This window comes from Phycisphaerae bacterium, assembly GCA_041652575.1.
GTDB lineage: Bacteria > Planctomycetota > Phycisphaerae > Sedimentisphaerales > UBA12454 > UBA12454.
This window is the reverse complement of the sequence record JBAZHC010000006.1, coordinates 118,035-131,033: the sequence shown is the minus strand read 5'-3', so window position 1 is coordinate 131,033 and position 12,999 is coordinate 118,035. Positions and strand designations below refer to the sequence as shown.

Sequence of the window (12,999 nt, the reverse complement as noted above, 5' to 3'; positions counted from 1 at the left end):
TCGATGGGTTTAATATGTGAAGGGCTAATACTGCCGGCGTTTATAATTTTTTCGGCTGCTCTTTTTATTTTGTGCTCGGAATCGTCCAGCGGTTTGAACGTTGTGGCGGCTGTGCCGATGGCACGCAGTTTCTGGTATCTGTTTTCGAGGAGGTTTTCCACTTTCATTCTTTTCAGCTCGCGCAGGGTCCTGACGATATATTGCTCGACATTATAAACCGCATCGTGGATATTGCGGTGCGCTCCGCCGAGAGGTTCGGCTATTACCGAATCGGCGATTCCCAGTCTGTAAAGTTCTTTGCTTGTGAGTTTAAGAGCCTCGGCGGCTTCCTGAGCCTTTGAGCCGTCGCGCCATAGGATCGCGGCGCAGCCTTCGGGCGAAATAACCGAATAATAAGCGTATTCGAGAATAGCCATTCTGTCGCCGACGCCGATGCCCAATGCGCCGCCTGAGCCGCCTTCGCCGATGACGATGCAGATAATCGGCACTTTCAGTCGCGACATTTCCATAAGATTTACGGCGATGGCCTGTGCCTGGCCGCGTTCTTCGGCGCCGATGCCGGGATATGCGCCGGGAGTATCAATCAGGGTTACGACTGGGATATTGAATTTTTCAGCGAATTTCATCTTGGCAAGCGCCTTGCGGTAGCCTTCCGGGTTGGGGCAGCCGAAATTGCATTTTATTTTTTCTTTTGTGTCGCGGCCCTTATTCTGGCCGACGATTAAAACTTTCTCCATACCGATGTGGCCCGTGCCGCAGACTATCGCGGCGTCGTCGCCGAAACATCTGTCGCCGTGAAGCTGGCGGAAATCTTTTACCATAAGGTTTAGATATTCGCTGAACAGAGGTCTTTTCGGATGTCTTGCTACCTGAACGGTTTGCCATGCGGAAAGATTCGAATAGATGCGCTTAAATTCGGCGACCTGCTCTTTTTGGAGCTTGCGGATTTCGGCTGAATAGTCGATGCCCTTTACCGAGCTTAATCTTGTAAGCTCAGCGGTCTGCCTGTCGATGTCAGCTATCTTCTCTTCAAACGAAAGATAGTCGCCGTTATTCTTATTTTTCGTATTTGCCATTAAATTCAGTAGTTTATGTTGATAATTTAGTGAATTGAAACAATTTAGTAGCAAGGCATTATACCAGTTTGGCACCTTCAAACAAAGAAAAAAATTGACATTGGAGCGGTTTGTCGATACTTTTTACAAACATGACAAAAGCGATAATGTTTATATAAGGCGTTTATTTTGAAGGATTTACGACAAGTTACCGTTATAGGGCTCGGCCTTTTGGGTTCTTCGATTACTCTGGCTATCGGACGCAGCAATCTGGGCATAAAAACGGCTGGTTTCAGCCACAGGGCCTCTACGCGCAGACGGGCAAAACGGCTTGGCGTCGCTGATTGTGTCTTCGACGATATACGCAAAAGCGCAGCCGATGCCGATGTTGTTATCCTCGCGACGCCGATATGCACTTTCGAAGAGATATTCAAAACGATTGGGCCCGCTCTGAAAAAGGGCTGCATAGTTACCGATGTCGGCTCGACAAAAGTTTTGCCGCATAAGTGGGCGAAAAAGAATCTTCCGAAATATGTAAGTTATGTCGGCTCTCATCCGATTGCAGGGTCGGAGCAGCGGGGCGTGGACTTCGGACGGGACGATTTGTTCGATGGGGCCGCCTGTCTAATTACGAAAGACGCTTCGACGAATTCATCGGCTGTAAAAACGCTGAAAAAATTCTGGGCATCGCTCGGCTGCAAGGTCAGTACGATGTCGCCGCAGCAGCACGATAAAATTCTCGGCAACGTCAGTCATCTGCCGCACGCACTTGCGGCGGCACTGCTGAACGCTTCAGATTTGAAACAGTTAAAATTTTCCGGAAAAGGTTTTATAGATACTTCGAGAATCGCATCGGGGCCGGCAAATATCTGGGCGGATATCTTCTATACGAATTCGGCCAATATCTGCAAAGGCATCGACAACGTAATCAAAGAACTGGGCAAACTTAAAAAGGCGGCGAAACTTAAAAATAAAAGCAAAATTGAAAAATTACTTTCTCTTGCCCGCGACAAAAGAGCAAGACTTATGGAATACAAAGTATCAAAGAAGGAACTACAGTGAAACAATGGCGTTTTGAAGTTTTCAGCAGGGCCGACAGCGCAGATGTCGGGGGCAGGAATGTTTTGGGTGATATCTGGGAACTCGGCATCGAAACCGTACTGGATGTTCAGTCGGCAAGAGTTTTCCTGATTGAAGGCGATTTCGATGACGAGTTCGCCAAACGAATCGGCGGCGAATTACTTGCTGATACGGTCTGCGAGGATTTTTATATCGGCAAAAGTTCGGCACCGGCCGGACTTGCCAGGGCAACCATTATAGAAATTCATCTCAAAAGCGGCGTTACCGACCCTGTCGCTGAATCGGTGATGACGGCTATCGACGATATGGGCAAAAAATGTCTGACGGTCAGGACAGCGAGAAAATACGTTCTGTTCGGCGAGATAAACGATAAGCAGCTTAAAAAAATTGTCCGCAGACTTTCGAACGACTGCATCGAAGTAGTCGTTATCGGCGCCGAGGCTGAGCCGCCGAGTCCGCACCTTGCGCCATATCAGTTCAATCTTAAAACAATCAGCTTATTAAATCTCGACGAGCAGCAGCTTGTCGAACTGAGCAAAAAAATGGATTTGTTCCTCAACGCAGTCGAGATGAAAACCATTCAGGGTTATTTCAAGTCGATTGGCAGAGAGCCTACAGATATCGAACTTGAGGCGCTGGCCCAGACCTGGAGCGAACACTGCGTTCATAAAACATTAAAGAGCAGCGTCGATTTCGAATTCGAAGGCAAGAATATTCACTTCGATAATCTTATAAAAGAAACTGTTTTTGGAGCGACCAAACAGCTCAATAAGGACTGGTGCATAAGCGTCTTTAAAGACAACGCCGGCGTAATAGAATTCGATGAAACGGACGCTATATGCTTCAAAGTGGAAACGCATAATCATCCATCGGCGCTGGACCCTTACGGCGGAGCGGCAACGGGTATCGGCGGAGTTCTGCGCGACCCGATGGGAACCGGACTTGGCGCAAAACCGATTGCCAATACGGATATTTTCTGTTTCGCCGAGCCTGATAAAAGTTTCGATGAAATTCCGCGAGGCGTTCTGCATCCCAAACGAATCGCCAAAGGCGTTATCGCAGGCGTAAGAGATTACGGAAACAGGATGGGAATACCGACTGTCAACGGCGCGATATTCTTCGACGACCGATACCTCGGCAACCCGCTGGTCTTCTGCGGCAATATAGGCATTATGCCGAGAGATAAATGTTTCGGCGGAGCATCGACCGGCGAACTCGTTATGGTTGTCGGAGGCAGAACCGGCAGAGACGGCATTCACGGCGCGACTTTTTCGAGCGGGGCGATGACGCACGAACACGAAACTGTTTTTTCGCACGCGGTACAGATTGGAAACGCAATCACGGAAAAGAAGATGCTCGATACGCTCCTGCAGGCCAGGGAATTGGAACTGTACAGCGCGATTACCGATTGCGGAGCGGGGGGACTTAGCAGCGCGGTCGGCGAAATGGGAGCGGAACTGGGCACGGAAGTTGACCTTGAAAAAATCCCGCTCAAATATGCGGGCCTTTCATATACCGAAACGTGGATAAGCGAAGCGCAGGAGAGAATGGTTATCGCGGTCAAGCCGGAAAACCTCGAAAGAATAAGCAAATTGTTCGCTGATGAAAATGTCGAGGCGACGGTTATCGGAAGATTCACAGACGATAAAAAACTCACATTAAAATATAACGGCACGCAGGTCGGCCAAATCGATATGGATTTTCTGCACGACGGTCTGCCGAAATATTCGAGAAAGGCACGATGGAATTCAAAAAATTTGTCGGAGCCTGCTCTTGAGACAAAAGAAAATTATAATGAAGAACTTTTAAATGTTCTTTCGACATATAATATTGCGAGCAAGGAATGGGTTATCCGCCAATACGACCATGAAGTGCAGGGCGGCTCGGTTGTAAAGCCGCTGGGCGGTGTTACCAACGACGGGCCGAATGACGCGGCGGTGGTGCAGCCGAAATTCGACTCCGATAAAGGCATCGCAATCGGATGCGGAATGAATCCGTTATACGGCGATATCGACCCGTACTGGATGACACTGGCGGGAATCGACGAGGCGATAAGAAATGTAGTTTGTGTCGGGGCAAGGCCGGACAGAATCGCACTGCTCGATAATTTCTGCTGGGCGGACTGCAAAAAAGAAGAAACGTTAGGCTCGCTGGTTCGCGCGGCACAGGCATGTTTCGACGGAGCCATCGCGTTCGGTACGCCTTTTATCTCCGGCAAAGATTCGCTGAACAATAATTTTATCTGCGATGACGGCAGAGAAATATCAATACCGGCGACGCTGCTTATAAGCGCGATGGGCATTGTCGATGATGTGAAAAAATGCGTAACGGCTGATTTGAAAGCGGCTGGCAATTTGCTGTTTATGGTCGGCATTACGAAAAATGAGCTTGGCGGTTCGCATTACTATAAAATTAAAAATCAGCTCGGCGCCAATGTTCCCAAAACTGATTTAAGAGCGGCGAAATTAAGCGCTGAAAAAATTTCCAGGGCAATCGATAAAGGACTTGTCGCAAGCTGTCACGATTGCAGCGAAGGCGGCCTTGCGGTTGCGCTTGCGGAAATGGCGTTTTCGGGTGGATTCGGGATAATGGCTGACCTTAAAGGACTGCCGAAGAGTTCCGATTGCGCCGCTTTAGCTTCGCAATTATTCAGCGAGTCGTGTTCGCGGTACATTGTCGAAGTTGAGCCGGCGAAATTCAACGATTTCGCCAAACTTATGCTCGGCTCCGCGTTCGGGCAGATTGGACAGGTAACGAAAAATAAAAATCTAATTATAAAAGATAGCTTAGGCAAAAATGTCGTGGATGTCGCGATTGACAACTTGAAAGAAGCCTGGCTGAAACCTTTGAAATGGTAAAAAATAAATGACACAAGCAAATGCGATAGTATTAAGAGCGGCTGGAATCAATTGCGATGTGGAAACACAATATGCACTCGAGCTTTCCGGTGCCAAGGCAGAAAGAATTCACGTTAACAGAATTATCGAGAGTCCCGATTTGCTCGACGAATTTCAAATTCTTGTTATTCCGGGCGGATTCAGTTATGGCGACGACGTAGCAGCTGGTAAAATTCTTGCCAATCAGATTATTCATCATCTTTCCGACAGGCTCAATGCTTTTATAGATGCAGGCAAAATAGTTCTGGGCATCTGCAACGGCTTCCAGGTTCTTGTCAAAACCGGCATTCTCGGCAAAATCGAGCCGAGCGGCAAACAGCAGCTTACAATCACAAATAACGACAGCGGGAAATTCGAAGACAGGTGGGTGTATCTCGAACCTTCGAGTAAAAAATGTATTTTCATTGAGCAGGGCAGAAGGATTTGTCTGCCGATAGCGCACGGAGAAGGGAAAATTCTCTTTGAAGATAACGATGTCTTCGAAAAAATCAAAACAGATGACCGAATCACATTCAGATATGTCGATGAAAACGGAAATTTCGGCCCGTTCCCGGTAAATCCAAACGGCTCAACAGATTCTATCGCAGGTCTTTGCGATTCGACCGGCAGAGTGATGGGGCTTATGCCGCATCCGGAAAGATTTGTAAGATTCACTCAGCATCCGCACTGGACAAGATTAAAGGATGAATCCCGCGCCGACGGCAGAACAATCTTTGACAACGCCGTAAAATATGTAAAACAAAACTTTGTATAGTAAAGAGTTTTTAATTGCTTTTTTCCTAAAAAGGTTCCTGACACCTTTTTAATTTCATTGTTTATAGGTAGTTACAGAGGCAAAAATAGTTAAATGGTTCCAGACACCTTTATATTGACAAGGTAGAAAAGCTTTATAAAATGGTTCGCTATGGGAAGACCGTTAAGAATAATACCAGGCGGCTACGCATATCATGTTTTCAACAGAGCTAACGCGCATGTCCAAATATTTTCCGAAGATAAGGATTATTCCTGTTTCGAAAACATCTTGTTTCAGGCCTGCGGGAAATTTAATATGCGGTTGTGCACTTATTGCATAATGCCAAATCACTGGCACTTGGTTTTATGGCCGGAAGAAGATAATGAACTTTCACAATTTGTCGGCTGGCTCACTTTGACTCACGCCCAGAGATGGCATGCAAACCATAGAACTATAGGGTCTGGTCATCTTTACCAGGGGCGTTTCAAGGCTTTTCCTGTACAGGAGGATTCGCATTTTTTAACTCTTTGCAGGTATGTTGAACGCAATGCCTTAAATGCCGGACTAGTCGAAAAGGCTCAGGAATGGAGATGGTCTGCAATGTGGCATCGCCAGAATAAAGACATTAACAGCGGAACTCTTCTTACTCAATGGCCTGTGGATATGCCGAAAAATTGGCAAACATTGGTAAATCAGGAACTGAATGAAAAGGAAGTAACTGATTTGGGAAAATGTATCGCACGAAATCGGCCATTTGGGGAAATTGATTGGATGATGAAGACAGCTTCGTCGCTTGGTTTGGATTCAACTTTAAAAACACGCGGCAGGCCTGTAGGATACAAGAAAAGCAATAAAGGTTCCTGACACCTTTTTAACTCGTTATTTTGCAAATGTTTATGATGTTTAAAATAATATAAAGGTTCCAGGAACTGTTTATTTTATCTGATTCCCAGTCTTTCAGCTTCGTCTTCGAGGCCGTATTTTTTCATCTTTTTATAAAGCGTGGTTCTGTTGATTTTCAGCGCTTCAGCGGTTTGCTGCCTGTTCCAGTTATTTGTTTCCAGCGCCGCCCTGATAATTCTTCTTTCAGGTTCGGCAATCGCGTTCTTTAAACTTATCTTCTTATAGTCCGCCGGCTCGTGCTGGGGCGTGTGAGAGGTTATATTAACCGGCAGGTCCTCAAGGGTGATATGGTCCGTCTTGCTCAGGAGAACAGCTCTTTCGAGTACGTTTTCAAGTTCGCGCACATTGCCCGGCCAGTTATATCTCTGCATGGCATCCATCGCCCGGTCCGTAATTCCCAATTTTATGCGATTATGCGACATGCAGAAGTTTTTCATAAAATATTCGGCGAGAAGCGGTATATCGGCCGGCCTTTCGTTAAGAGCGGGAAGATTTATCGATATCACATTGAGCCTGTAATATAAATCCTCCCTGAAGTTGCCGAGCTTTACTTCTTCGGTCATATTTTTGTTCGAGGCGACAATTACCCGCGTATCGACAGTGATGGTTTTATTGCTGCCGACAGGCTCGAATTGTCTTTCCTGGATAACGCGCAGAAGTTTAACCTGCAGCGCGGGGGAAGCGCTCGATATTTCATCGAGAAAAATCGTACCACCGTCAGCGGCAAGGAATTTTCCCTGCTTGTCGCTGATGGCGCCTGTAAAAGAACCCCTGACGTGTCCGAACAATTCGCTTTCGAGCAGGGTTTCCGGCAGAGCGCCGCAGCTTACCTCGACGAAAGGCTGGTTCTTTCTGCCCGAGCGATAATGAATCGCCCTTGCGAGCATTGTTTTTCCCGTGCCGCTGGGGCCTGTCATAAGAATGTTGGACCGGCTGTCTGCGACGGCTTCGACAAGGTCGAAGATTTTCGCCATTTTGTAATCCTGGCTGATTATATTTTCGAGACTGAATTTGTTCTCGAGCTGATTTTTCAGATTTTCGTTTTCGCTGATGAGCGACTGTTGTTTTAATGCCCGTTCAATCGTCAATCGCAGTTCGTCATCGACAATAGGCTTTGTGAGATAATCATAGGCTCCTATTTTGATTGCTTCGACGGCGCTTTCAATTGTGCCGTAGCCGGTGATGATAATTACCACGGTCTGCGGATAATTTTTTTTAATCAGGCTCAGCAGTTCGAAGCCGCTGCCGTCCGGCAGATTGACATCGGTGATAACAAGCGAAAATTTCTGTTTCTGCGCCATGCTCGTGGCCTGTTTGCAGGATTCGGCGCCGACGGCGTTATAGCCTTCGAGTTTCAGAAATTCGCACAGTGAATCGAGGATTATCTTATCGTCGTCAACTACTAAAATACTGCTTTGCTTCATAAGTAACTTTCAAATATTATAAATAAATCCGAAATCCGAATATCGAAATCCGAAACAAATCCAAATTCTCAAATATCAAATTACCAAACTTCTTTTCTATTACTTTTCTGGAATAATCCAAAGCCTGTTCTTGGCGGAAAAACCTGCAATCATACCGATTTCCCTTTAAGAGCTTCCAGTTCTTTCAATTTATCTCCAGCAAAAATCCTTTTACAATTACCATTTATAAACTGCCACCGTTCATCGAAGTATCCCCCGAATATATCGGCGAATAATGGAATTCTCGCAAATGGATTTTCGATTACAACAACCCTCAATACCATCTGTAACTTATAATGTTTTTGAAGTTCCATTCTCTGCTCAAGCAACTCTGCTATAGCAAGCTCAATCTTTTGTTTCTTTTTTCTTTCCCACATGGCTTTTTCTAATTCGAGATTATCAAGGAATTTCTCCAAAATAATAATAGCATTTATAGTTGTGTTCTTCTGTTTTCCCATTATGCCGCCGCTGAGAAAGGTACTTCTTTCTGTTCCTTTGATTGCTTTCCTTTAGTTGCATCAAAGTCCATCTCAACGCCCAAGTTTCCCAACATTGCACCCAATACATCTAAAGGCATAAGCCTTGCCTGTCTATCATTAACATTAAAAATAACAAGCGAACAGCTATATTTTTTAAATTCCTTAAACTGTTTTTTTGCGTCATGTATTTCAGTACGCAAGCTTATATATGGATCAATAAAAGCCGGCCACTTAGTGGGCTCATTATTCTTTTTTCTTAATTCCTTAACTTCAAAAAAGCACTCCTGCCCATTGTAGTCCAATAAATAATCTGGTTTTTTGCTTTTTCCTGAGATTAAAGGCTCATACGTCCATTTGCCTTTGAATCCATTTGAATTCAAGTATCTCTCAAAAAATCTTTCCGATTTATTTTTGTTTATCATACAGCTTTATCTCGACATTATTCACTTTTACGTAATATTGCTCCAAAAATGTTGGTGAGCTCTACTGCTTCCCTTTCCAAATCTAGTTTTTCATTCTGTAATTCCGGGCTATTTATAAGTTTTAACCAATAACCACTTTCTTTAGCCTCTTTCCTGCAAATTTTAATTCTCATCACAAAGTCTTTTTTACTCAAAGCTTCGTTTGCTTCAATATAGTTTGCACCGACCGAGCCGGAATACCTGACTACTTGTTTGCAGTCTTCTATGGTTATAAGATTTTTGTTTAATTTATAAACAAACTCTCTAACCTGTCTTGCGAACTTGAATGTCCGTTCTTCCAAATCGTATAGTTTTGAATTTTCCATTTTTGTCATTTGAATTTGTTTCGGATTTCGATATTCGGATTTTTTTATTTACTCGTTTAAAGGCAGATAGACCGTAAAGACACTGCCGGTGTCCGGAGCGTTTTGGGCGGTAATTTTTCCGCCGTACTTTTCAATTATATCCCTGCAGATGGCAAGGCCCAGGCCCGTGCCTTTGCCTGTTTTTGTCGTGAAGAACGGTTCAAAGATAGCTTCGCCGTCTTCCGGCCTGAAGCCTGCACCTGTATCCTTAAAACTTATTAACGCGACATTATCTTCCGAAACGCTGCATCCTATACTTACTGTCCCGCCGTCAGGCATTGCCTCAATGGCGTTTTTCAGCAGGTTGCAAAACACCTGGAACAGGTTTCCGCTTCTTGCCTTTGGCAGACCCGCGGAATATTGCCGCTCGATTTTTATCTCCGCCGCCTTTGCCGCCGGCTCAACGAACCTGATGGCATCATCGATAATTTTATCAATAGGCGTATCCTCAAGAGCTGAATACCTGCTGCGTGAGAATTCGAGCAGTTCGGTGATAATCTGAATCATTCTTTTAAGCCCGTTGCTTGCGTGTTCGAGATACTCAACCGGTTTCGACAGGCCCGCTTCGCCGATAGTTCTTTTCGCCAGATTGATATACCTCATTATGCCGTCTATAGGATTGTTAAGCTCGTGCGCGACCTTGCTCGCCAGTTTTCCCATAGCTGCAAACCGTTCCGTGGTTGCCATCTGCTTGAGCGCGTTTGCTTTTTCGGTTACATCCTCCAGCAAAAGCAGTCCGCCCTGTATCGTGCCGCCTGGTTTGTCCGTCAGCGGTGCGGAAGTTATCTGTAAAGCCGATAGTTTATTTGCCGTACGGTAGCTGACATTATCGAAACGGCAGATTTTGCCGGTCTCCACGACTTCAAGAAGAATTTTTTGCCAGTTTCCCCAGATTTTTTCATTTGTTCCCGCCGCGAGTGTAACATCGGCGGCAGCTTTTACGTCTATAAGGGCAGATACGCCCGGATTTGCGCTTAATATCTTAAGCTCTTTGTCAAATACGATAACGCCAAGAGGCAGCGACTGCAAAACGGCGGGAGCAAAATCCGCCTTCGCGGTTTTTTTAACCTCTTTGGTTGGAACGTTTTGTTGAGCGTTATTGGACATACTTCAATATTATAAGAAGTATTGGCGATATTTGTCAACCTTTTATGTTGCAAAAAAACAACAATGCCGCCAAAGAGACACAACCTGAGCTTTAATTTGGTACTTCCATTGCTATTGCGGCCTGTTCAAAATGCGATTTGTTGTAGTTTTTAAACAATATTTACTAAGTTCACAACCTGTCAGGTTTAAAATTAACCACCAATCTCCTATAAGCCTATGTTTTTACAGTAGTTAAATAAGTTAAGATAGGTTGTTTTCGAGATAGCCTCTTTGGTATATTATTTGCAATAGTCCTATAATGGCATAAATATTTAACATTTTTTTAACTAATTTGTTTAGGACATGGAGGTAATGGGAGGAGAAAACGAAAGAAGGAGGCATCGGCGCCTGCTTGTCAGGACGGGGATATTGTGTCGCAAAATCGGCTCTATGCACGACCATGCCTTTGTCGGCGACAGCATTAATATAAGCCCTGACGGTCTTCTTGTCGAAAGCAGCCAAACCTCTGTTACTGATACCGGCGACCTTTTCGATATTGAGCTGGACATACCTGTAGCTGACAGGGCCGACCAGATTGGCGGCAAGGTTTCGGCGTACGCAAAGGTCGTAAGAATTATGGAATCTGACCAAAAGGCCGGCAAAAAACAGATAGCCTTTCAATTCTGCACCCGGCCGCAGTTTAATCTTTAGTTCATATCTCTAATTCAATCGGGGTCGTTGACATCTCAAAGCCGCCGCATTAGTATCAGCGTCTATGAAGAAAACTCTGAGATACTGTTCCGTACTGTTATTCCTTGCGATGCTTGTGTCGGGCTGCACCGAAAAACAAAACTGGAAAAGACCCTGGACAAAAGCTCAGGCCGGAGACCTTCTGCCGGAGGATAGTTATGGGGACAAAAAGAGTTCTATTATTGGCCTGTATATTTATGTATTTGAATTCGACAAGGGAAAGTATCCATCGGTGTTGAATGCGATAGGTGATTTGAACGATTTGCCTGTCAAATATAAAAATTCCGGAAGTTTTTTGAATAACGGACTTATCGGCGGCGGGGGAAATAGAATCGACTGGGTGAAATTTTCACAGGTTCTGTCCAAAGCACAGGTGAAAATAACCAAAAGAATAAGTCTTTATGTAAACGAAAACATAGACAACGACGTTGCAATTATCGATTTTCAGGAACCCGGGGCCATCTGCTGCCGTTCAGGCAAGGATATTTCCGCAGGGATAGGTCTGCCGGCCGGAACTGTCGCTTTGCGCATAAACGTGAAATCACTTATCGGTCTTAAGCAAGTCTGCGGACTCAATATTATACCTGTTTATAAGACCATCGCAGCACCGGATAGTAACGGAAAAGAACAGGGAAACTCCGGCTGGGAGTTTGTTTTCGATGAAATTGCCATGAACGTACCTATTCGGCCGGGACAATTTGTCTGCATAGCGCCGGATACGGCTCATTTTCCGCAGCAAGGCCTGCCTCTAACAGGTGAAATGATATTCTGCTCGGCCAAACCGAAGCCAGTTGTAAGATTTTGCCTCGTAGCCTGTAGTCTCATAAATGATTAGCCGGTTCGACCGGAAAATCAGGCTGATTCTCACTCGAAACTGGCGTCTGAGTCCCAATTCTAAAAAGTAACAGAACAATCGTTAGCAAAGAAGAGGATAGGGGACAGAATTTCACAGTTTGCCACTTCAATAAAATCCCGATTGGCAGCGGCAATTCGGGTTATTACCAAAACAAAACAGGAAAGAAACATCCCATAAGATTTAAGTGAAAATCTTTTTTAATTTTTTTCAAAAATTCCTTATAAAAACTTTACGAATTGGCCGATAGCAATTATATTGGCGGCGTAGCCAATGGAAGGTCCTAAAAACAATATTTAACGGATTAAAAACATGCCCAGTCAGCCTCGCGAAGCGAAGATCTTAATATGCCTTGTGGTTTCGATGACCGTCGGAGCGGCGCTGTTGATGGCATTGAGCAGTCAGTCGATATCGGCAGGGGCGTTCAGCCTGGCGAGTTACTCCTCGCTCGGTTCGATTTCTTCCGTTATCGAGACCCGTCAGGCGACAAACGCCGACAGGTGGGACAAAATAGAAGTATTCTACAGTAATACCAAAGGTGGCGACCTCGACCAGCTCGCGTCCCTGAACGGCCTGACCAGTCCGGAAGACCTTAATTTCCATTTCCTTGTCTGCAGTAGCCTCAACCTCGACGGCCAGATACAATCCACGGTAAAATGGCTCAATCAATGGTCGGCCCTGCAGGGCAAAGCATGGTATGGCAGCGGCTCAACAATCCGTATCTGCGTGGTAGGCGAAGGGAAAAGAACCCCGGCGTCGGATTACCAGGTAAGCCGGACACAGGAACTGATAGATGCCCTCGGCAGAAAATTCAATATTGAGCCGACCAGCGTCAGTTATCCGGCCGGCTGGCAACTGTAAACCTCGTATAGAT

The 12,999-nt window shown here is 45.4% G+C and carries 12 protein-coding genes and 1 pseudogene; 7 read left to right on the top strand and 6 right to left on the bottom strand.

Features of this window, described 5'->3' with window-relative positions; translation table 11 throughout:
- Nucleotides 1-113: 113 nt before the first annotated feature.
- A pseudogene (locus tag WC496_06350) lies at nucleotides 114-1,076 on the bottom strand (acetyl-CoA carboxylase carboxyltransferase subunit alpha).
- Between the two features lie 168 nt (nucleotides 1,077-1,244).
- Between WC496_06350 and WC496_06345 the strand changes: the two are divergent.
- The 4 genes from WC496_06345 (at nucleotide 1,245) to WC496_06330 (ending at nucleotide 6,629) form a co-directional block, all read left to right on the top strand.
- Nucleotides 1,245-2,117: a prephenate dehydrogenase/arogenate dehydrogenase family protein gene (locus WC496_06345; protein ID MFA5292640.1), complete on the top strand. Its 873-nt coding sequence runs from the start codon at nucleotides 1,245-1,247 to the stop codon at nucleotides 2,115-2,117.
- Nucleotides 2,114-4,993, top strand: a complete 2,880-nt coding sequence (gene purL / locus WC496_06340; protein MFA5292639.1) for a phosphoribosylformylglycinamidine synthase subunit PurL — start codon at nucleotides 2,114-2,116, stop codon at nucleotides 4,991-4,993. The genes WC496_06345 and purL overlap by 4 nt, the downstream gene beginning before the upstream one ends.
- Nucleotides 4,994-5,000: 7 nt before the next feature.
- Entirely contained in the window at nucleotides 5,001-5,786 is a 786-nt protein-coding gene (purQ, locus tag WC496_06335) for a phosphoribosylformylglycinamidine synthase I (protein MFA5292638.1), read from the top strand.
- Between the two features lie 150 nt (nucleotides 5,787-5,936).
- Complete coding sequence (locus WC496_06330) at nucleotides 5,937-6,629, top strand: transposase (GenBank protein ID MFA5292637.1); 693 nt, start codon at nucleotides 5,937-5,939, stop codon at nucleotides 6,627-6,629.
- Nucleotides 6,630-6,703: 74 nt separating this feature from the next.
- On the opposite strand, the gene WC496_06325 is transcribed toward WC496_06330, so the two are convergent.
- The 5 genes from WC496_06325 to WC496_06305 all read right to left on the bottom strand — a co-directional run bounded on the left by WC496_06325 (nucleotide 6,704) and on the right by WC496_06305 (nucleotide 10,543).
- On the bottom strand, nucleotides 6,704-8,092 hold the full coding sequence (locus WC496_06325; protein MFA5292636.1) for a sigma-54 dependent transcriptional regulator: 1,389 nt from the start codon (nucleotides 8,090-8,092) through the stop codon (nucleotides 6,704-6,706).
- Between the two features lie 149 nt (nucleotides 8,093-8,241).
- Entirely contained in the window at nucleotides 8,242-8,589 is a 348-nt protein-coding gene (locus WC496_06320) for a hypothetical protein (protein ID MFA5292635.1), read from the bottom strand.
- A complete protein-coding gene (locus tag WC496_06315) occupies nucleotides 8,589-9,032 on the bottom strand; it encodes a hypothetical protein (GenBank protein ID MFA5292634.1) in 444 nt (147 codons plus the stop codon). The genes WC496_06320 and WC496_06315 overlap by 1 nt, the downstream gene beginning before the upstream one ends.
- A gap of 17 nt (nucleotides 9,033-9,049) precedes the next feature.
- On the bottom strand, nucleotides 9,050-9,406 hold the full coding sequence (locus WC496_06310; protein ID MFA5292633.1) for a four helix bundle protein: 357 nt from the start codon (nucleotides 9,404-9,406) through the stop codon (nucleotides 9,050-9,052).
- Between the two features lie 39 nt (nucleotides 9,407-9,445).
- Entirely contained in the window at nucleotides 9,446-10,543 is a 1,098-nt protein-coding gene (locus WC496_06305; protein ID MFA5292632.1) for an ATP-binding protein, read from the bottom strand.
- A 351-nt stretch (nucleotides 10,544-10,894) separates the two neighbouring features.
- On the opposite strand from WC496_06305, the gene WC496_06300 reads away from it, so the two are divergent.
- The 3 genes from WC496_06300 (at nucleotide 10,895) to WC496_06290 (ending at nucleotide 12,986) form a co-directional block, all read left to right on the top strand.
- The gene (locus tag WC496_06300) at nucleotides 10,895-11,233 is read left to right on the top strand and encodes a PilZ domain-containing protein (protein MFA5292631.1); all 339 of its coding nucleotides are present in this window, start codon (nucleotides 10,895-10,897) and stop codon (nucleotides 11,231-11,233) included.
- 64 nt (nucleotides 11,234-11,297) lie between these two features.
- Nucleotides 11,298-12,107, top strand: coding sequence for a hypothetical protein (locus tag WC496_06295; GenBank protein MFA5292630.1), 810 nt, complete (start codon nucleotides 11,298-11,300; stop codon nucleotides 12,105-12,107).
- A 330-nt stretch (nucleotides 12,108-12,437) separates the two neighbouring features.
- Nucleotides 12,438-12,986, top strand: a complete 549-nt coding sequence (locus tag WC496_06290) for a hypothetical protein (protein MFA5292629.1) — start codon at nucleotides 12,438-12,440, stop codon at nucleotides 12,984-12,986.
- Nucleotides 12,987-12,999 lie beyond the last annotated feature (13 nt).